The 19,602-nt window shown below is 65.0% G+C and carries 21 protein-coding genes; 13 read left to right on the top strand and 8 right to left on the bottom strand.

Translation table 11 applies throughout. The features are described 5' to 3' along the window. Positions 1–9: 9 nt before the first annotated feature. From NKJ26_RS08290 to hrcA, 6 genes are all read right to left on the bottom strand, one after another. Positions 10–663, bottom strand: coding sequence for a glutathione S-transferase family protein (locus NKJ26_RS08290; RefSeq protein ID WP_352606810.1), 654 nt, complete (start codon positions 661–663; stop codon positions 10–12). Positions 664–785: 122 nt separating this feature from the next. Continuing rightward, positions 786–1,766 carry a cysteine synthase A gene (gene cysK, locus NKJ26_RS08285; RefSeq protein WP_352694874.1) on the bottom strand — a complete coding sequence of 327 codons (981 nt, stop codon included), beginning with the start codon at positions 1,764–1,766 and terminating at the stop codon, positions 786–788. Positions 1,767–1,945: 179 nt separating this feature from the next. Beyond that, positions 1,946–2,563 carry a LysE family translocator gene (locus tag NKJ26_RS08280; RefSeq protein WP_352694873.1) on the bottom strand — a complete coding sequence of 206 codons (618 nt, stop codon included), beginning with the start codon at positions 2,561–2,563 and terminating at the stop codon, positions 1,946–1,948. 189 nt (positions 2,564–2,752) lie between these two features. After that, positions 2,753–4,102: a PQQ-dependent sugar dehydrogenase gene (locus NKJ26_RS08275; protein WP_352694872.1), complete on the bottom strand. Its 1,350-nt coding sequence runs from the start codon at positions 4,100–4,102 to the stop codon at positions 2,753–2,755. Positions 4,103–4,195: 93 nt separating this feature from the next. Then, positions 4,196–4,393 (bottom strand): hypothetical protein, encoded by a 198-nt coding sequence (locus NKJ26_RS08270; RefSeq protein ID WP_352606765.1) that lies wholly within the window; start codon positions 4,391–4,393, stop codon positions 4,196–4,198. Between the two features lie 81 nt (positions 4,394–4,474). Next, the gene (hrcA, locus tag NKJ26_RS08265; RefSeq protein WP_352606767.1) at positions 4,475–5,557 is read right to left on the bottom strand and encodes a heat-inducible transcriptional repressor HrcA; all 1,083 of its coding nucleotides are present in this window, start codon (positions 5,555–5,557) and stop codon (positions 4,475–4,477) included. 220 nt (positions 5,558–5,777) lie between these two features. On the opposite strand from hrcA, the gene rph reads away from it, so the two are divergent. From rph to hemW, 4 genes are read left to right on the top strand one after another with little or no spacing between them, the layout of a single operon-like run. Continuing rightward, positions 5,778–6,494 (top strand): ribonuclease PH, encoded by a 717-nt coding sequence (gene rph, locus NKJ26_RS08260; protein ID WP_352606769.1) that lies wholly within the window; start codon positions 5,778–5,780, stop codon positions 6,492–6,494. Between the two features lie 22 nt (positions 6,495–6,516). After that, positions 6,517–6,927, top strand: a complete 411-nt coding sequence (locus NKJ26_RS08255) for a VOC family protein (RefSeq protein ID WP_352694871.1) — start codon at positions 6,517–6,519, stop codon at positions 6,925–6,927. Then, positions 6,927–7,589 carry an RdgB/HAM1 family non-canonical purine NTP pyrophosphatase gene (gene rdgB / locus NKJ26_RS08250; RefSeq protein ID WP_352606771.1) on the top strand — a complete coding sequence of 221 codons (663 nt, stop codon included), beginning with the start codon at positions 6,927–6,929 and terminating at the stop codon, positions 7,587–7,589. The genes NKJ26_RS08255 and rdgB overlap by 1 nt, the downstream gene beginning before the upstream one ends. Continuing rightward, complete coding sequence (hemW, locus tag NKJ26_RS08245) at positions 7,586–8,749, top strand: radical SAM family heme chaperone HemW (protein ID WP_352606773.1); 1,164 nt, start codon at positions 7,586–7,588, stop codon at positions 8,747–8,749. Before rdgB ends, hemW begins: the two co-directional genes overlap by 4 nt. A gap of 148 nt (positions 8,750–8,897) precedes the next feature. Here the strand turns inward: hemW and NKJ26_RS08240 are convergent, their stop codons facing one another. After that, positions 8,898–9,086: a hypothetical protein gene (locus tag NKJ26_RS08240; protein WP_352606775.1), complete on the bottom strand. Its 189-nt coding sequence runs from the start codon at positions 9,084–9,086 to the stop codon at positions 8,898–8,900. Between the two features lie 237 nt (positions 9,087–9,323). Between NKJ26_RS08240 and rsmI the strand changes: the two genes are divergently transcribed. After that, positions 9,324–10,220, top strand: a complete 897-nt coding sequence (rsmI, locus tag NKJ26_RS08235) for a 16S rRNA (cytidine(1402)-2'-O)-methyltransferase (RefSeq protein ID WP_352606777.1) — start codon at positions 9,324–9,326, stop codon at positions 10,218–10,220. 57 nt (positions 10,221–10,277) lie between these two features. Further along, positions 10,278–10,658 carry a YraN family protein gene (locus tag NKJ26_RS08230; RefSeq protein ID WP_352606779.1) on the top strand — a complete coding sequence of 127 codons (381 nt, stop codon included), beginning with the start codon at positions 10,278–10,280 and terminating at the stop codon, positions 10,656–10,658. A 68-nt stretch (positions 10,659–10,726) separates the two neighbouring features. Here the strand turns inward: NKJ26_RS08230 and NKJ26_RS08225 are convergent, their stop codons facing one another. Next, positions 10,727–11,533: an undecaprenyl-diphosphate phosphatase gene (locus tag NKJ26_RS08225; RefSeq protein WP_352606781.1), complete on the bottom strand. Its 807-nt coding sequence runs from the start codon at positions 11,531–11,533 to the stop codon at positions 10,727–10,729. 148 nt (positions 11,534–11,681) lie between these two features. Between NKJ26_RS08225 and NKJ26_RS08220 the strand changes: the two genes are divergently transcribed. From NKJ26_RS08220 to dapB, 7 genes are all read left to right on the top strand, one after another. After that, positions 11,682–12,374, top strand: a complete 693-nt coding sequence (locus NKJ26_RS08220) for a glutathione S-transferase family protein (protein WP_352606783.1) — start codon at positions 11,682–11,684, stop codon at positions 12,372–12,374. Continuing rightward, positions 12,355–13,509 carry a tRNA epoxyqueuosine(34) reductase QueG gene (gene queG / locus NKJ26_RS08215; RefSeq protein WP_352694870.1) on the top strand — a complete coding sequence of 385 codons (1,155 nt, stop codon included), beginning with the start codon at positions 12,355–12,357 and terminating at the stop codon, positions 13,507–13,509. The genes NKJ26_RS08220 and queG overlap by 20 nt, the downstream gene beginning before the upstream one ends. Further along, positions 13,506–14,429 carry an SDR family oxidoreductase gene (locus NKJ26_RS08210; RefSeq protein ID WP_352694869.1) on the top strand — a complete coding sequence of 308 codons (924 nt, stop codon included), beginning with the start codon at positions 13,506–13,508 and terminating at the stop codon, positions 14,427–14,429. The genes queG and NKJ26_RS08210 overlap by 4 nt, the downstream gene beginning before the upstream one ends. Positions 14,430–14,502: 73 nt before the next feature. Beyond that, on the top strand, positions 14,503–15,582 hold the full coding sequence (mepA, locus tag NKJ26_RS08205; protein WP_502903093.1) for a penicillin-insensitive murein endopeptidase: 1,080 nt from the start codon (positions 14,503–14,505) through the stop codon (positions 15,580–15,582). 179 nt (positions 15,583–15,761) lie between these two features. Further along, on the top strand, positions 15,762–16,802 hold the full coding sequence (locus NKJ26_RS08200; RefSeq protein ID WP_352694867.1) for a glucokinase: 1,041 nt from the start codon (positions 15,762–15,764) through the stop codon (positions 16,800–16,802). 77 nt (positions 16,803–16,879) lie between these two features. Beyond that, complete coding sequence (locus NKJ26_RS08195; protein ID WP_352606792.1) at positions 16,880–18,739, top strand: ABC transporter ATP-binding protein; 1,860 nt, start codon at positions 16,880–16,882, stop codon at positions 18,737–18,739. After that, positions 18,736–19,563, top strand: a complete 828-nt coding sequence (gene dapB, locus NKJ26_RS08190; RefSeq protein WP_352694866.1) for a 4-hydroxy-tetrahydrodipicolinate reductase — start codon at positions 18,736–18,738, stop codon at positions 19,561–19,563. The genes NKJ26_RS08195 and dapB overlap by 4 nt, the downstream gene beginning before the upstream one ends. Positions 19,564–19,602 lie beyond the last annotated feature (39 nt).

Here is a 19,602-nt window from a genome sequence, read left to right as displayed (position 1 = left end):
GTGGATCGATCAGCCCGGCCACATCTCGTGCGAGGCGTTGAGTTTCTTCATCAGCGGATGCGCGCGCAGCGTGGACCATAGCCGTTCGACGTTGGGCCAAGCCGCTCGCGCCTTGTCGATGTTGGGATGCCAGGCCACCAGCATGACGAGATAGATGTCGGCCAGCGACATCTGGTCTCCGACCAGCCAGTCGCGGCCGCGCAAGGCGGTATCGAGAACGGCGAAGCCGCGGTCCATCTCGGCAATGGCGGCCTGTTCAACGGCTGTCGTGCCGCCGGCGTCGGTGGTGTAGCGATGGGCGTAGTACAGCCGCAGGATCGCGGGATAGAGCACCGAGGACATGAAGGCCATCCAGCGCAGGAAGTCGGCGCGGGCAGGCGCGCCGACAGCCGGCGCCAGGCCGGCGTCCGGGTGGCGCTCGGCAAGCAGGATGCAGATCGCCGCCGATTCGGTCATCGAACGGCCGTCCGGCAGCGTCAGCACCGGAACCTGGTTCAACGGGCTGATGTCAAGAAAGGCCTGGTCGGGGAAGGCCTGGTTGGGGAAGGCCTGGTCGGGCCGGTCCTTCGGTACGTCGATCTGCTCGAACGGCGCGTCCGCCAATGCCAGCGCCGCCTCGACGACGAAGCCGCCGCTGCCGGGGCGGGTGTAGAGCTTGTACATGAAATCCTCCGCCGGCCGCATAAGCGGGCTGGCGGCGATATGAACCGGAAGCAGGGTTCTGCTCAAGCCGGCTGCGGCCGCCAAGCGTGGTTTATTTCGCGGCCGTGCCGAAGACCAGAGGCCTACGCACCCAATCCTTCGAACAGGATGGTCGACAGATACCGCTCGGCGAAGTCGGGGATGACCACGACGAGGTTCTTGCCCTTGTTTTCAGGCCGCGAGCCGACGACGATCGCCGCCTGCAGGGCGGCGCCCGACGAGATGCCGACCGGCACGCCTTCGAGGCGCGCGACGAGGCGCGCATTGGCGACCGAATCCTCGTTCGAGACCTTGACGATCTCGTCGTAGATCGTGGTGTCGAGGATTTTAGGCGCGAAGCCGGCGCCGATGCCCTGGATCTTGTGCGGACCGGGCTGGCCGCCGGACAGCACCGGGGAGGCCTCCGGCTCGACGGCGACGACATGCACGGAGGGCTTGCGCTTCTTCAGCACCTGGCCGACGCCGGTGATGGTGCCGCCGGTGCCGATGCCGGAGACGAGGATATCGACCTCGCCATGCGTGTCGTTCCAGATCTCCTCGGCGGTCGTGGTGCGGTGTATCTCTGGGTTGGCCGGATTTTCGAACTGCTGCGGGATGATGGCGTTGGGGATCGTCGCGGCCAGTTCGTCGGCCTTGGCGATGGCGCCCTTCATGCCCTTCGGCCCTTCGGTCAGGACCAGCTCGGCGCCGAGCAGCGCCAGCATCTTGCGGCGCTCGACCGACATCGTCTCCGGCATGGTCAGGATCAGCTTGTAACCCTTGGCGGCGGCGGCGAAGGCGAGAGCGATGCCGGTGTTGCCGGATGTCGGTTCGATCAGCGTCGTCTTGCCGGGAGAAATCTTGCCGGCCGCCTCCAGCGCCTCGATCATCGCCACGCCGATGCGGTCCTTGACCGAGGCGATCGGGTTGAAGAATTCGAGCTTGGCGATGAGGTTGGCGACGACGCCCTTTTCCCTGGCGAATTTGTCGAGCCGCACCAATGGCGTATCGCCGATCGTGTCGGTGATCGAATTGTAGATGCGGCCGCGACCGGGCACGCGGGCGGAGGTGACGGGTTTGTTCATTGGTTTCGCTCCCAAAACTTCAGGCGATTGGCGTTCAGCCGGCAAGATAGAGCCTTCGGTCGCGCAAGATAGACTGTCGGCCGAAAATATCCGAGTGGGGGCCGTGTCTAAAACGCCCTTGTCCTGGAAAAGCGTTTTCGGGAAAAGCCGATCTCGGGAATGTTTTGGCCGAAAGTGCCCTATTGGCGGGCGGCAATCGCCGCTGCCGCTCCGACCATGAAGCCGGCGGCAGTGCGGTTCAGCGCCTTGAGCGCTCGCGGCGATTTCAGGAACCAGCGCGCCTTGGCCGCCAGCGCGAGATAGGGCACCAGCACGACCAAGAGCACGACGATGGTGATCGCCACGAGAATGCCGTAGTCGGCCAGCGTGATCGTCTTCAGGTCGACGATGGTCGGCGTGATCGCAAGATAGAAGATCATCGTCTTCGGATTGCCGAGCGTGACGGTCAGGCCGGCGACAAAGCTGGACAGCAGCCCGCCCTTGCCTTTCCTCGCCTCGACCGTCTCGGGCGTGATGCCGCTGTTCCAGAAGCGCCAGCCGAGAAAGGCCAGATAGGCAACGCCCAGCCATTTGATGGCGAGAAAAACCATGCCGAAGGTCTGCGCGACGAAAGCGAGGCCGAGCACCACGGCGGTCAGATAGGTGAGATCGCCAAGCATCAGGCCGAAGGACATGGCAAGCGACGAGCGAAAGCCGGAACCGAGCGCACGCGCGACGAGCGCGGTGACGCCAGGGCCGGGAATGGCGGCAGCGATGCCGAGTGCGGCACTGTAGGCGAGAAATCCGGTAAGGGTCATGGCGTTGGCCTCAGATCACATGCCTTGTCGCATGGAACGGAACCAAAGTTGATTCCCTGCGGCCGGAATTCATTGCACCAGATGTCGCTGGTCCCCCTCTGGTCGCTTCGCGGCCAACTTCTCGCCGCTGCGAGCAGCAGCCTCCTCCCCCCTTTCCGCGGGTGGAGAGCCTCCCTTGCGCGAGCAGAATCAGGAACGGCCGTCGCCATAGGTGACGCGCCAGATGGTGCCGTTGCCATCCTCGGTGACGATCAGCGCGCCGTCGCTTGCCACCGCCACGCCTGCCGGCCGGCCCCAGACATTGCCGTTGGAGGCTACGAAGCCGGTCATGAAATCCTCGTATTCGCCGGTAGGCTTACCATCCCTGAACAGCAACCGGACAACCTTGTAGCCGGTTCTGTTGCCGCGATTCCACGAGCCATGCAGGGCAACGAAAGCGTCGCCCTGATACTCCTGTGGAAAAGTCTTGCCGTCGTAGAAGGCGATGTTGAGCGGCGCCGAGTGCGCCTGCATCAGCACATCGGGAATGGTCGCCTTGCCGGCAAGATCGGGACGCTCGCCCTCATGAAGCGGATCCTCATTGTCGCCGATATAATACCAGGGCCAGCCATAGAAGGCGCCGTCCTTGACGGCCGTTGCGTATTCGGGCGGCACATCGTCGCCAAGCCCGTCCCGCTCGTTGACGACGCACCACAGCGCCCCGGTCGCCGGCTGCACGGTCATGCCCGAGCAGTTGCGCAGTCCAGTGGCGACAGTTCTGCCATTCTTGCCGTCCGGATCGAAGGCCAGCACCTCGGCGCGGCCGCTCTCGGAGCCCCAGGCAGCGCCGAGCGGCTTCGACCGGGCCCATGCGTCAAGGCCGCCTTGTGGCTCCTTCGCCATGTCCGAAGCGGCGTTCGAACCCGAGCCGACCGACAAATAGAGCGTCTTGCCGTCGGGCGAGAAGGCGATGTCGCGGGTCCAGTGATGATTGGCGGGAATGTCGTCGACGACGGTTTCCGGCTCGCCGGAAGCGCTCAGATCACCATTGCGATAGGCAAAGCGCACGATGCTGTCGCTGTTGGCGACATAGACCCATTGCGGGTCATTGCCCGGCGGATAGAAGGCAATGCCATAGGGCTGATTGAGGTTGCCGGCAAAGATGCCTTTCTCGGCGGGTTTCGCGCTGCCTGCGGCCAGCCGAAAGACGCGGACCCGATTGGCTTCGCTGTCGGCGACGAACAGGTCGCCATTCGGAGCGACGCGCACGACACGCGGATTGGCGATGCCCGATGCGACCAGTTCGGCCGAAAAACCGGGCGGCAATCGCGGCCTGGCGCCTTGCGGCCGCTCCGCCAGGCCGGCGCTATTCGAGGTGGATTTGGTGACGTCGGGCTTCGGCAGGTCTTCCGGCTTGATCAGCCGGCGCACCCCCGGCCTGTCGGCACGCCAGTCGCCGAAGGCGGCGGCACCTTTGAGCACCGGCTGATCGGCCTGTTGGGCGGATGCCGTCGTGACGGCAAACAGGGCGACAAAGGCCGTACCAGCGAAACGGATCATCCCGTCCTCCAACATTGGTCACGGGTCAGGAACGGCAGGTTTCGCCGATCGTTCCGCTTTACACGACGAGTTGAAGGCAGACCACTTCCAGGCTCAGTTGCCGGCGGCGTAGAAATCGTCATCCAGGCGTTTTTCCAGCGCGACGAGATCGGCCGGCAGCGGCAGCCCCATGGCGCGCATCTCCCGCAGTTTTTCGCGCAACTGTTCCTGGATTTCGTGCTGGTCTTCCGGCTGGTTGACCATTTCCTCCAGCAGCAGGCTGATGCGGGCCTTGAATTCTTCGAGCGCCATTCTTTTTCTCCTCGGCAGCCTGTTCTTCGGAAGCGCGGGAAGCCGCCATTCGCGGGCCGGCATCACCTGAGTATCAGCGCCTTAGCGTAACATGCGGGAAATCAGCTGCGCGGTATAGTCGACCATCGGCACGATGCGGGCATAGTTCAGCCGCGTCGGGCCGATGACGCCGAGCGCGCCGACGACGCGGGCGTCCTTGTCGCGATAGGGCGCGACGACCAGCGACGAGCCCGACAGCGAAAACAGCTTGTTTTCCGAGCCGATGAAGATGCGCACGCCCGATCCCTGCTCGGCAAGGTCAAGCAGCTGGATCAGCCCGTCCTGCGTCTCCATGTCCTCGAACAGGTGCCGCAGCAATTCGATATCGGCTTGGGCCGTGACGTTTTCGAGCAAATTGGCGCGGCCGCGCACGATAAGCCGCGCAGGCAGGCCGCTTTCGGCACCGGCCCAAACCGCCAGGCCTTTCTCGACAAGGTCCTGCGACAGCGTGTCGAGCGCTGCCCTGGTCTCTTCCTTGATGCGGGCGATCTCGGTCCGCGCCTCGGCCAGCGTACGGCCGCGAATATGGGCGTTGAGGAAGTTCGAGGCTTCGTGCAGTTGCGACACGGTGATGCCGGCCGGCAGCTCGATGACGCGATTCTCCACATCGCCGTTCTGCGACACCAGCACCGCCAGCGCCTTGGTCGGCTCGAGCTGGATGAATTCGATATGCTTCAGCGCGACCTCGTTCTTCGCGGCCAGAACCAGGCCGGCGCCGCGCGACATGCCCGACAGCATCTGGCTGGCCTCGGTCAGCATGTGCTCCAGAGTGGCGCCCGAACCGGAGGCCCGCACCTGCGCCTCGATGCTGCGGCGCTCCTCGTCGGAAAGGTCGCCAAGCTCCATGAAGGCATCGACGAAGAAGCGCAGCCCGGCCTGCGTGGGCAGCCGGCCGGCCGAGATATGGGGCGCATAGATCAGGCCGAGGTGCTCGAGGTCGCTCATCACGTTGCGAATGGTGGCCGGCGACAGCGAGGACGGCAGGATACGCGACAGGCTGCGGGATCCCACCGGTTCACCGTCCCTGAGATAGGAATCGACGATGCGCCGGAAGATGTCGCGCGAACGCATGTCGAGGGATTGAAGCGCGGGCGCCTGCGAGTTCGGATCGACTGCCTTGGTCATTGCGCCAAAAACCTCCAGCTTAAGGATATAGACTTCCGCCCGACCCGCGCAACCGGTGTCTGCGTCAGATCACCCCGGCGTCTGTGTCAGATCGCTCGGTGTCTGTGTCAGATCACCCGGTGTCTGTGCCAGATCGCTCGGCCATTTTCCTTTGCGCCATCCGTCCCATGCGGCTACAAGCCGGCCAAGATTCCGAAAAATGAACGAGAAAGTAGCCTGAATGCGCCCTTCCAAACGCCAATTCGACGAAATGCGCGCCATATCCTTCGAGCGCGGCGTCTCCAAGCATGCCGAAGGCTCGTGCCTGGTGAAATTCGGCGACACGCATGTCCTGTGCACCGCCAGCCTGGAGGAAAAAGTGCCGGGCTGGATGCGCAATTCCGGCAAGGGCTGGGTGACGGCGGAATATGGCATGCTGCCACGCTCGACCGGAGAGCGCATGCGCCGCGAGGCCTCCGCCGGCAAGCAGGGCGGCCGCACGCTGGAAATCCAGCGGCTGATCGGCCGCTCCTTGCGCGCCGTGGTCGACCTGCAGGCGCTCGGCGAGCAGCAGATCACCGTCGACTGCGACGTCATCCAGGCCGATGGCGGCACCCGCACCGCCTCGATCACCGGCGGCTGGGTCGCGCTTTACGATTGCCTGCGCTGGATGGAAGCGCGGCAGATGACCAGCGTCGCCAAGGTGCTGAAAGACCACGTCGCGGCGATTTCCTGCGGCATCCATGACGGCCAGCCGGTCATCGACCTCGATTATATCGAGGATTCGGCCGCCGGCACCGATGCCAATTTCGTCATGACCGGCAAAGGCGGCATCGTCGAGATCCAGGGCACCGCCGAGGGCGAACCTTTTTCGGAAGGGCAGTTCGCCGAGCTGATGGGCCTGGCCAAGAAAGGCATCCAGCGCCTGGTCAGCCTGCAGCAGATGGCGGTGGCGTAGGTTTCAAATGCCGAGCTTGAGCGTGACTCCTTCCGCAATCCTGGAATCAGCCCTCTACGTCACCGATCTCCCCGCAGCGGAAGCGTTCTACACCGAGATCCTCGGCCTTGACCTCCTCGGCAAGGTCGAGGGCCGCCACCTCTTCTTCCGCTGCGGCCCCGGCGTGCTGCTGATCTTCAACGCCGAGGCGACCAAGATCCCGCCGGCGCCCGACGCGCGGCTGAAAGTGCCGCCGCACGGCGCGGTCGGCGAAGGCCATCTCTGCTTTGCCGCGACCGCCGATGAAATCAGCCGCTGGAAATCCCATCTGAAGGCGAAGAAGATCGCCATCGAAAGCGAATTCGAATGGCCGCAAGGCGGCCGCTCGATCTATATCCGCGATCCCTCCGGCAATTCGATCGAATTCGCCGAGCCGAGAATCTGGGGACTTTGATGCATTCACTCGACGGAAAGAAGATCGTCGTCGCCAGCCACAATGCCGGCAAGCTGCGCGAATTCGCCGACCTGATGGCGCCGTTCGGTTTCGAGGCGAAATCGGCCAAGGAATACGGCCTGCCGGAGCCGGAGGAAACCGGCACCACCTTCGAGGAAAACGCCTATATCAAGGCCTTCGCCGCCGCTAAAGCCACTGGCCTGCCGGCGCTGTCGGACGATTCCGGCCTGTGCGTCGACGCGCTTGACGGCGCGCCAGGCGTCTATACCGCCAACTGGGCCGAAACCCCCGACGGGTCGCGCGATTTCGGCATGGCCATGCAGCGCACCGAAGTGGCACTGCAGGAAGTCGGAGCCGCCTTGCCGCAACAGCGCAAGGGGCGCTTTGTCGCCGTCATATGCCTGGCGTTCCCCGACGGCGAGGCCGAATATTATCGCGGCGAGGCCGAAGGCACGCTGGTCTGGCCGCCGCGCGGCGGACTCGGCTTCGGCTACGACCCGGTTTTCCTGCCGGATGGCTTCGACAAGACCTTTGGCGAGATGAGTGCTGAGGAGAAACACGGCTGGAAGCCCGGCCAGTCGGCCGCGCTGTCGCACCGCGCCCGGGCTTTCCAGAAATTCGCCGAGGCACGATTGAATCTGGCGCGAACGGGTTCGACATGACCATGCTGCTCGACCGCAGCCCGGGCTTCGGCGTCTATGTGCATTGGCCGTTCTGCGCGGCCAAATGCCCTTATTGCGACTTCAACAGCCATGTCCGCCATCAGCCGGTTGACCAGGACCGTTTTTCGAGCGCTTTCGAGGCGGAACTCGCGACGATGCGCGAGCGCACCGGGCCACGAGAAGTGACCAGCATATTCCTCGGCGGCGGCACGCCATCGCTGATGAAGCCGGAAACGGTGGCCAGGGTCCTGGATGCGGTAGCGAAGTACTGGACCGTTCCGGCCGGCATTGAGGTGACGCTGGAAGCAAACCCGTCCTCGGTCGAGGCCGAGCGTTTTCGCGGCTACCGGGCGGCGGGCGTCAACCGCGTCTCGCTCGGGGTGCAGGCGCTGAACGACAAGGATTTGCGCTTCCTCGGCCGGCTGCACAATGTCGAGGAAGCACTGCACGCCATCGGTCTTGCACGTGAGATTTTTCCGCGGCTCTCCTTCGATCTCATCTATGCGCGGCCCGGCCAGACGCCCGAGGCCTGGCAGGCCGAGCTTGAACAGGCAATCGGCCATGCCGCCGACCACCTGTCGCTCTACCAGCTGACCATCGAGGAAGGCACCCCATTTCACGCCCTGCATGCGGCCAAGAAATTCACTATTCCCGATAATGACCACGCCGCCGACCTCTATGCGTTGACGCAGGAGATCACATCCGCGCATGGTTTGCCGGCTTACGAGATTTCCAATCATGCCCGGCAGGGCGCCGAGAGCCGGCACAATCTGACCTACTGGCGTTATGGCGAATATGTCGGCGTCGGCCCCGGCGCGCATGGCCGCTTCGTCGAGAATGGCCGCCGCGTGGTGACGATCGCCGAGCGGATGCCGGAAACCTGGGCCAATCTGGTCGAGGCCAAGGGCCATGGCGTCACCGGTGGCGAGATCCTGACGCGCTCCGAAGAAGCCGACGAATTCCTGCTGATGGGCTTGCGATTGGCCGAGGGCATCGACCTCTCGCGCTACGAGGCGTTCTCCGGACGCGGCCTGTCGAGCGCACGGCTGTCGGTGTTGCAGGGCGAAGGTCTGGTCGCGCCGATCGGCAACACCCGGCTGCGCGCCACGCCGGCCGGCATGATCGTGCTCGACGCCGTGGTGGCCGATCTCGCGCGGTAGGTTCTACGAGGCGAGTGCCGAACCTAGTGTCGGCAGGGCAGAGGGGGGTGCGAAGGTACGCTACCGATCGGCTTTCATTTTGCGTCGCTTCGCTCCTTGCCCCGTCTTGGGACGACGAAGGAGAGCCGTCTCTGCCAAACTTGCTCGGCTAAGCGTCGTGCTTGTGGCGGTGTTTGCCGCGCTCCTTTTCGGCATGCGCCTCTCCAGAGCGAACCGGCTTGGCGTCGTCCTTGTCGCGTCGGGCGCGGTGCTGGTCGCCTATCGAGGGATGCGGCACGCCGTTGCGGGAGCTCTTGGTTTCAAGACGGGTGATGAAGATATCGAAGCGATTGGGCATCGTCCGGTCAGTGCTCCGTCGTGCTGTCGGTTTCGGAAAGTGTCACTCTCTCGGGCAAGGTGCTTGCGGCGAGCTCTTTGGTCAGTCTGTCCATCCTGTCCTCCTCCGGATTCAGGGGTAAATCTGCCGAACCCGGTTTCGTTCCCTACTGTGGCAAAGGAATGGCGAGAGGACCGATGTCGGCTTTTGCAACCCGGCGCCGGCCGTGCCAAACAGGGGTTGAACGGAGATGCATCGGTGACCGGCGAAACTGGCAAGCGCAGTTATGTGGTCGGACAGACCGAGATCGCGGCCCGACCGCTCGAAATGGCGCTCTATCTGGTGGCGACGCCGATCGGCAATCTCGCCGATATCACGCTGCGCGCGCTGGAGACGCTGGCCGCCGCCGATATCGTCGCTTGCGAGGACACACGGGTGTCGCGCGTGCTGCTCGACCGCTACGGCATTCGCCGCCGCACCACGGCCTATCACGAGCACAATGCCGGCGAGGCCGGGCCGAAGCTGATCGCGGCCCTTCAAGCCGGACAGAGCGTGGCGCTGATTTCCGACGCCGGCACGCCGCTGGTCTCCGATCCCGGCTACCGGCTGGTCGGCGAGGCGCTCGACCTTGGCATCCGCGTCGTCCCGATCCCAGGTCCGTCGGCACCGCTCGCCGCGCTGACCGCATCCGGCCTGCCGTCGGACGCCTTTATGTTCGCCGGGTTTTTGCCGGTAAAGACCGGGCAGCGGCTGACGCGGCTGGAGGCCCTCAAGGCGGTGCCGGCGACGCTGATCTTCTTCGAATCGCCGCGCCGGCTGGCAGACTCCCTCGCCGCCATGGTCGAAGCCCTCGGCGGCGAGCGCAAGGCCGCGATCGGCAGGGAATTGACCAAGACCTTCGAGGAGATGCGCACCGGCACGTTGCAAACGCTCGCCGACCATTACGCGGCGGCCGATACGCCAAAGGGCGAGATCGTCGTCTGCGTCGGTCCGGCCGAGGCCAAGGCCGAGGAACCTGCCGACATCGACCGCCTGCTGCTGTCGCTCGCCGCCGAAATGCCGGCCTCCAAGGCGGCGGCGGAAGCCGCGAAAATGACCGGCGGCCAGAAACAGGCGCTCTACCGGCGGCTGCTGGAGCTTAGGGACAGACCATGATCCCGAAAAGTGGAAACCGGTTTTCGGGAAAGATCATGGTCGAACAAAGTTCCGGCAGTGGCTGAGCACCGCCCCAGCGCCAGCCGCCAAAAAGCCTATCGGCGCGGCCATCGCAGCGAATGGCTGGCGGCCGCAGCGCTGATGCTGAAGGGCTACCGCATTCTCGCGCGCCGCCACCGCACCCGCTTCGGCGAGATCGACCTGATCGCGCGGCGCGGCGACCTCGTGCTGTTCGTCGAGGTCAAGGCGCGCCGCACGCTGATGGAAGCCATGGAGGCGATCGGCCGCGAATCGGAGCGCCGCATCGAAGGGGCCGCCGACATCTGGCTGTCGCGCCAGCCCGACTATGGCAGATTGTCGATGCGTTTCGACATGGTCGCGGTGCTGCCCTGGCGCTGGCCGGTGCATGTCGAGAACGCGTTCTATGGACGGAGTTGAGGTTGCTCGCCCTTCGCATGCTCGGGGCGTTCGTCGTTCGGAAAGCCAATTGGCTTTCCGCCCGCTCCTCACCCCCAGATCATCAACGCCGCCAGCCCGACGACACCGACCACCAGCCGCCACCAGCCGAACAGCGAATAGCCGTTGCGCGAGACGTAATCGAGCAGGTATCGAACGACGATGAGCGCCGTGACGAAGGCGGCAACGAAGCCAACGGTTATGATGGGCAGGTCGGCTGATGTCAGCACATTGCGGTTCTTGAACAGATCGAAGGCGAAGGCGCCGACCATCGTCGGTATGGCCAGGAAGAACGAGAACTCCGCGGCTGCCCGCTTGTCGACGCCCAGAAGCAGCGCACCGACGATCGTCGAACCCGAGCGCGACGTGCCCGGAATGAGCGACAGGCATTGGAAAAGCCCGATCTGCAGATAGAGCCTGGTCGGGAACCGCTCGACGTCGCGGTACATCGGCTTCAGCTTCATGCGGTCCACCGCCAGCAGCACGACGCCGCCGATGATCAGCATGATGCAGATCAGCCGCGGCGATTCGAACAGGATGGTCTTGATGAAATCATGCGCCAATGCGCCGATCACCGCTGCCGGCAGGAAGGCGATCAGTATGCCGATGGCGAAATGTCGCGTCAGCCGGTCATGGGGCAGTTCGAACAGCATCTGCCACAAACGGCGGAAATAGACGCTGAGAATCGCCAGGATGGCGCCGAGCTGGATCAGGATCTCGAAAGCCTTGCCAGTCGAATGGAAGCCGAGGAAATGCCCGGCGAGCAGGATATGGCCGGTCGAGGACACCGGTATGAACTCGGTCAACCCCTCCAGCAGGCCGAGCAGCAGGGCTTCGACAATGGTCTGGCTTTCCATGGCACCCTCGGCATTGGCGGGACGGCTTGCTTGTCATGGCCCGCAACTCCCCCTATAGGTCGCAGCACCCTGACGGCCCGCTAACCGGGCGGCCAAGACTTACCGGTGCGCCCGGCGATTCGCCAGTGCGCTTTATCATCGCGGAACCATGCTGACGCTTTTCCATCATCCCATGTTCGCCACTTGTCGCTTCGTCCGCCTCGCTTTCGGCGAATATGGCGAGGAGTTGGCCCTGATCGAGGAAAAGCCCTGGACGCGGCGCAAGGAGTTCCTGGCGCTGAACCCTGCCGGCACGCTGCCGATCCTGCTGGCGGAAGGCGACGTGCCGATCGTCGGCGCAACGGTGATCTCGGAATATCTCGACGAGACGCGCGGCGTCTTGAAGCGCGACAAGCGGCTGTTCGCCGAGGACCCGATGCAGCGCGCCGAAATCCGCCGGCTGACCGACTGGTATCTCAACAAGGCCGAGAGCGAAGTGACGAGGCATCTGGTGCGCGAGCGCGTGCTGAAGCCGGTGATGCCGGAGACGGCGGGCGGCGGCTCGCCGGATTCGGCCGCGATCCGTGCGGCCCGCGCCAACATCCGCCAGCACATGAAATACACCAACTGGCTGGCCGGCACCCGTCATTGGCTGGCCGGCAGCAGAGTGACCTATGCCGATCTCGCGGCGGCGGCGACGCTGTCCGTTCTCGATTATCTCGGCGAGGTCGACTGGCGCGAACATGCCGCGGCGCGCGAGTGGTACACGCGGGTCAAGTCGCGGCCCTCCTTCCGGCCGCTTTTGACCGACCGCGTGCGCGGTCTTTCGCCGGTGTCGCATTATGCGGACCTCGACTTCTGACGCGTCAAAACTGCGCGCGCTGATCGACGCAGAGGCGCGTCGCGCCGGCTTCGATGCCGTGGCCGTCACCACCCCCGACGCGATTCCGCTGGCGTCGGCGCGATTGGCCGAATTCGTCGCCGACGGTTTTCACGGCTCGATGGACTGGATCGCCGAGACGCTCGAACGTCGCGGCGCGCCGACAGCGCTTTGGCCGGAAGTGCGCTCGATCATCGTGCTGGCGATGAATTACGGCCCGGACCGCGATCCGCGCGAAGTGCTGGCCAGGCGCGACCGGGGTGCCATCTCCGTCTATGCGCAAAACCGCGACTATCATGATGTGATGAAAGGCCGGCTGAAAGAGATCGCCGGCAAGATCGTGGCGCGCGCCGGCGGCGACGTGAAGGTTTTCGTCGACACCGCACCCGTCATGGAAAAGCCGCTGGCGGAGGCTGCCGGGCTCGGCTGGCAAGGCAAGCACACCAACCTGGTCAGCCGCGAACATGGCTCCTGGCTGTTCCTAGGCACCATCTTCACCACGGCCGAACTTGCGCCCGACCGCGCCGAGATCGACCATTGCGGTTCCTGCCGCGCTTGCCTCGATGCCTGCCCAACCGACGCCTTTCCGGCACCCTACCGGCTCGACGCGCGGCGCTGCATCTCCTACCTCACCATAGAGAACAAGGGGCCGATCCCGCATGAATTCCGCGACAAGATCGGCAACCGCATCTATGGCTGCGACGACTGCCTCGCGGCCTGCCCATGGAACAAGTTCGCCCGGGCGGCTTCGGAGGCCAAGCTCGCGGCGCGCGACGATTTGCGCGAGCCGACGCTCGCCGAGCTTTTGCAATTGGACGACGCTGCCTTCCGCGCATTCTTCTCCGGCTCGCCGATAAAACGCATCGGCCGCGACCGTTTTATCCGCAACGTGCTGATCGCTGCAGGCAATTCCGGCGATATTTCGTTGGCGGGCGCGGTGCGTGCCTTGCTGGAGGACGTCTCGCCATTGGTGCGGGGCGCGTCAATATGGGCGCTGGCGCGGCTCGTGTCCGACGCGGAATATTCCGAGCGGGCCGCTGCCGGCCTGAAAACCGAGAGCGACGCGGCCGTGCGCGAGGAATGGTTTCTGGCGCGGCCGAGCAAGGCAAATCCATGAGCGAAAAACAGGTCTTCATCTTCGGTGCCGGCTATTCCGGCAAGGCTTTTGCCCGAGCCGGCAAGGCTTTTGCCCGACCCAAACAAGGGGCCGCCATGATCCTGGGCACGACGCGTTCATCGGAGAAATTCGAGGCGCTGCGACAGGCCGGCATCGCACCGCTGCTGTTCGATGGCGCGCTGACCGATGAAATCGGCGATGCGCTGAACAAAACAACGCATCTGGTGATATCGGTCGCGCCGGAAGAGGCCGGCGATCCCGTGCTGAATGCTGCCCGAGAGGCAATCGCCCGGATGCCGGCGCTGGAATGGATCGGCTATCTCTCGACCGTGGGCGTCTATGGCGATCATGGCGGCGCCTGGGTCGACGAAACAGCGCGATGCCGGCCGGTGTCCAAGCGCTCGGTGATGCGGGTCGAGGCCGAGCAGGACTGGCTACGACTGGGCGGGGAAATCGGCCGGCCGGTGGCGATCCTGCGCTTGTCCGGCATCTATGGTCCGGGTCGCAACGCCCTGGTCAATCTGGAAAACGGCACCGCAAGGCGGCTGGTCAAGCCGGGCCAGGTGTTTAACCGCATCCATTGCGACGACATCGCAGGTGCTCTCTGGCAACTCATCGAAGCCAATACAGGCGGTATCTTCAACGTTACCGACGACCTTCCGGCACCGCCGCAGGACGTCGTCGCCTATGCCGCTTCGCTGATGGGTGTCACACCACCGCCCGGAATTCCCTTCGACGCCGCCCAACTTTCGCCCATGGCGCGGTCATTCTATGGCGAGAACAAACGCGTCGCCAATGCGGCGATCAAGGCGGCGGGCTATCGGTTTCGCTTTCCGGACTACCGCGCCGCCTTCGACCATATGTGGGCCAGCGGCGACTGGCGAGACGGCGAAGCGCGCAGCCCGATGAAGCGCGGATGATCGAAGCCGCGCGGCGGGCGTGATATGATTCGGCGATTCAAGGTGAGGAGGGGTCGGATTCATGAGGGCATCGATGCCATCGTCTCTGGGCGGAAGGGCGCTTCTCGCGGCCGCACTGCTTGCCCTGACCGGGCTGGCCGCGCAGCCGGCAGCGGCCGAGGAACGGGCGAAAGATCTGTTTGGCGCCAAGAAACTGCCTGCCGCGACATCGGCGCAGTCGATCGGCTTCTATTCCAAGGGCTGTTTTGCCGGCGGCGTGGCCATTCCCATGGACGGCCCGAGCTGGGAGGTGATGCGGCCGTCGCGCAATCGCCGCTGGGGCCACCCGGCGATGATCGCGCTGATCGAAAAGCTCGCGCGTGACGCCCATGCCGACGGCTGGCCGGGTCTGTTGATCGGTGATATTTCGCAGCCGCGCGGCGGTCCGATGCTGACTGGCCACGCCTCGCACCAGATCGGCCTCGACGCCGATATCTGGCTGACGCCGATGCCCAGCCGCCCGCTGTCGGCGGCGCAGCGCGAGAGCATGAGCGCCACGTTGATGGTCGACGAGAAGACGCATCTCGTGAAGGACGCGCTGTGGACGCCGGCGCATACAAGGCTGCTGAAGCGGGCGGCCAGCTATGCGGAAGTAGAACGCATCCTGGTCAATCCGGGTATCAAGAAAAAGCTCTGCGACACCGTCAAGGGCGACCGCGGCTGGCTGCGCAAGGTCAGGCCGTTCTGGGGCCATGACTATCATTTTCACATGCGCATCGGATGCCAGCCGGGCTCGCCCGACTGCCGGGCGCAGGAAGCGACCCCGGCGGATGACGGCTGCGGCAAGCCGCTTGCCTGGTGGTTCACCGAGGAACCCTGGCGTCCCAACAAGAACCCGGATGCGCCCAAGGCGCGCGATGTGATGACGATGGCGAACCTGCCCCAGCAATGCCGGGTCGTTCTCGACGCGCCAGGGCCGGCCTCGGCCGAAGCCGCCACCTATCAGGGCGGCGCCGTGCCGGTCGCGGTCGTTCCGCCGACGGAGCCTGAAGCGCCTTCCCTGCCCGCCACCACGGCCAGCGGTGCGCCTGCCTTGCCGAGCGCGCTGAACGCCTTCACGGCAACGCCCGAGATCGGCGTACCGGTGCCGCGGTCACGGCCGCCAAGGAATTGACGCCAGGACCAAGCGTCCAAATCGGCGCGCCCCTCATCCGCCTGCCAGCAGGCAGGGCAGCGCGAACGCAGGATAGGATTGCCCCCGAGAACTGGCGTCGGCGGCTTTCCCTTTGCAAGGTCATGCGTTAGTCAACGACGAGGCGGTGAGAAGCCGTCGGCATGGGACGGACAAAGAGCATGGCAGGTGAAGACGAAACAGCGCTGCGGTTTCCGATTCTTATCGGCGACATCGGTGGCACCAATGCGCGCTTCTCGATCGTGCTCGATGCCAATTCGGAGCCTGGCGAGCCTGCGATCGTGCAGACGGCCAACTACGGCACCATCGACGAGGCGATCCAGGCGGCGGTCCTCGACCGCTCCTCGATCCGCCCCAATTCGGCGGTGCTGGCGGTGGCCGGCCCGGTCGACGGCGACGAGATCGAGCTCACCAACTGCCCGTGGATCGTCAAGCCGAGAGAGATGTTCGCCAGCCTCGGCCTGAGCGATATCGTCGTGCTCAACGATTTCGAGGCGCAGGCGCTGGCCGTCGTCGCGCTCGGCGAGCAGCACATGGAAAAGATCGGCGGCGGTACGCCGGAGCCAAATGCCGGGCGCGTGGTGCTCGGTCCTGGAACCGGGCTCGGCGTCGCCGGACTGGTCCATGCGCTGCGCCACTGGATACCGGTGCCCGGCGAAGGCGGCCATATGGACATCGGCCCGCGCACACCACGTGACTACGAAGTCTTCCCGCATATCGAGAAGCTCGAGGGCCGCATTTCGGGCGAGCAGATCCTGTGCGGACGCGGTCTTGTCAACGTTTACCGGGCCGTGGCCAAGGCCGACGGCAAGCCGTCGCCCTTCACCACGCCGGCCGAGATCACCGCCGCGGCGCTGGCGAAGTCCGATCCGGTTGCGCAGGAAGCGCTGGAGACCTTCGTCACCTGCCTCGGCCGTACCGCCGGCGATCTCGCTCTGGTGTTCATGAGCCGTGGCGGCGTCTTTCTCACCGGGGGCATCGCACAAAAAATCGTGCCGGCGCTGAAGGAAGGGAATTTCCGCGCCGCCTTCGAAGACAAGGCGCCGCACAGCGCGCTGATGCGCACCATGCCCGTCTATGTCATCACCCACCCGCTGGCAGCGCTTCTGGGTCTTGCCGCCTATGCCCGCAACCCCTCGCTGTTCGGCGTCCAGACGGCGGGAAGGCGCTGGCGCGACGAAGTTAGTCACCCCAAGGCATAGGCAAGCCGGCCCCTTGGCGCTAAGAGGGGTGCCGAATTGCCCGGCCGCGGGAAGCGGAAACCTGTGAAGCGCCCGATTTGACACCTCAGCCCCCAAATTTTTCTAAACCCCGTGCGGGCGAGATCGTGGCGGTCATCCGCCGTATCCTGCGAGAAAACGGCCGCGACTATCGTGGGGCCTATATTTTCACGATCCTCTGCCTGCTGACGGTGTCGGCGACGACGGCGCTTGCCGCCTGGATCATGAGCCCGGTCGTCAATCAGATTTTCTACGAGCGGCGCGGTGATCTGATTCCGTGGATATGTGCCGCACTGCTGGGGGCATTCATCCTGCGCGGGCTCGCCGGCTACGGCCAGGCGGTGACGATGGCCAGGATCGGCAACAATCTGGTGGCGCGCTACCAGCAGCGCATCTTCAACCACCTGATGAAGCTCGGCGTCAGCTTCTTCAACGACACCCGCTCCGGCCGGCTGGCGGCGCAGGTCAACGAGAACGTCAACGGCATTCGCGACCTTTTGTCGATGACGGTGACCTCGACGGCGCGCGACGCCGTCTCGCTGATCGGCCTGGTCGGCGTCATGATCTATCAGGACCCGATCCTCTCCTTGAGCTCGCTGCTGATCGGGCCGCCGCTGATCTGGACCGTCACCTATTTGATGCGCCGGGTGCGGCGCATCACGCGCGAATCGGTGCAGATCAATTCGCGGCTGATCGGCGCCATGCAGGAGGCCACGCAAGGCATCGCCATCGTCAAGGCCTTCACCATGGAGGATGAGCTGTCGCGCCGGATCAGCAAGCTCGCCGATGACGCCGAACAGCGGTCGAACAAGATCGCTCGCGTCTCCGAGCGGCTGACGCCGGTTTCCGAACTCTTGGCCGGCATCGCTTTCGCCAGCGTCATCGCCTATTCCGGCTACCAGGCCACCGTCCTTGGCCAGCCGCCGGGTGCTGTGTTTTCCTTCATCACCGCGCTGACGCTCGCCTATGATCCCGCCCGCCGGCTGGCGCGAATGCAGGTTGGCATGGAGCGCGCGCTGGTCAATGCGCGCATGATCTACGAGCTTCTCGACATCGAGCCGCAGCAGGGCGATGTGTCGGGCGCGGCCGAGGCGAATTTCACCTCCGGCGAAGTGCGCTTCAACAACGTGTCCTTCCGTTATGTCGAGGAGGCGCCGGTGCTGCAGGACCTGAGTTTCGTCGCCGCCGCCGGCAAGGTGACGGCAATAGTCGGCGCGTCGGGCGCCGGCAAGACGACGCTGGTGGCGTTGCTGCAACGCTTCTACGACGTCGAGGCGGGCAGCATCGAGATTGACGGCCAAGACATCTCGAAGATCACCAAGCAGTCGCTGCGCAACTCCATCGCCTATGTCTCGCAGCAGCCCTATCTGTTCGAAGGCAGCATTCGCGACAACATCCGCTACGGCCGGCTGAGCGCTACCGACGGCGAGATCGAGCAGGCCGCGCGACAGGCGGCGGCCGACGATTTCATCCGCCAGCAGCCGCAGGGCTACGACACGCCGGTCGGCGAGAACGGCGTGACGCTGTCGGGCGGCCAGCGCCAGCGTGTATCGATCGCTCGCGCCATCGTCCGCCAGGCGCCGATCCTGCTGCTCGACGAGGCGACATCGGCGCTCGACAACGAGGCCGAAGCCCGTGTCCAGCAGGCGTTGACCCAGGTCATGGAAGGCCGCACCACCATCGTTATCGCGCATAGGCTGTCGACGGTGGTCAATGCCGACCACATCATCGTCATGGAGCAGGGCCGGCTGGTCGAGGAAGGCACGCATGCCTCGCTCATGGCCGACCCGCACAGCGTCTATGCCCGTTTCCATCGGATACAGGGCGTCAAGGGCCTGGGGCTTGTCGACGACAGCGCACCGATCCAGACTTCGGCTCGAGGCTTTGAGACGCAGAGCATTGCCGGGAGCACGACATGAGCGATACATCAGCAACCGATATGGGCCTGGTCGTCGTCGGCGCGGCCGGCCGCATGGGCCAGACGCTGATCCGCGCTATCCACACCATGCCCGGGGCGCGTGTTGCCGGCGCCGTCGAGCGCGCGGGATCGCCCTATCTCGGCAAGGATGCGGGTGAACTCGCAGGCATCGGCATCATCAACGTACCGATCGTCGACGATCCGCTGCCGGCCTTCGCCAAGGCCGACGGCGTGCTCGACTTCACCGCGCCGGCTGCGACCGTCGAGTTCGCCGGCTATGCGGCGCAGGCGCGCATCGTCCATGTCATCGGCACGACGGGCTGCTCGGCCGACGACAATGCGAAGATCGCGGCGGCGGCGCGTCACGCGACGATCGTCAAATCGGGCAATATGAGCCTCGGCGTCAATCTGCTGGCGGTGCTGGTCGAACAGGCGGCACGCGCGCTCGATGCAGACGATTTCGACATCGAGATCCTCGAAATGCACCACAGGCACAAGGTCGACGCGCCTTCGGGCACCGCACTTCTGCTCGGCGAGGCCGCCGCCGCCGGGCGCGGCATCGCGCTTGCCGGCAACGATGTGCGTATCCGCGACGGCCACACCGGCGTACGCAAGACCGGCTCGATCGGCTTCGCCACGCTGCGCGGCGGCTCGGTGGTCGGCGATCACAGCGTGATGCTGGCCGGCACCGGCGAGCGCATCACGCTGTCCCACCATGCCGAGGATCGCGCCATCTTCGCCCGTGGCGCCGTCAAGGCGGCCCTGTGGGCGCGTGGCAAGAAGCCTGGACTGTATTCGATGCGGGACGTGCTCGGCCTGAACTGAAGCGGCCAATCTGCCAAATTTGCCAATCTGAAGGGAGCA

The organism is Mesorhizobium sp. M0152 (genome assembly GCF_040322415.1).
GTDB lineage: Bacteria > Pseudomonadota > Alphaproteobacteria > Rhizobiales > Rhizobiaceae > Mesorhizobium.
The sequence above is the reverse complement of the archived record's forward strand: the minus strand, read 5'-3'. Positions and strand labels throughout refer to the sequence as shown.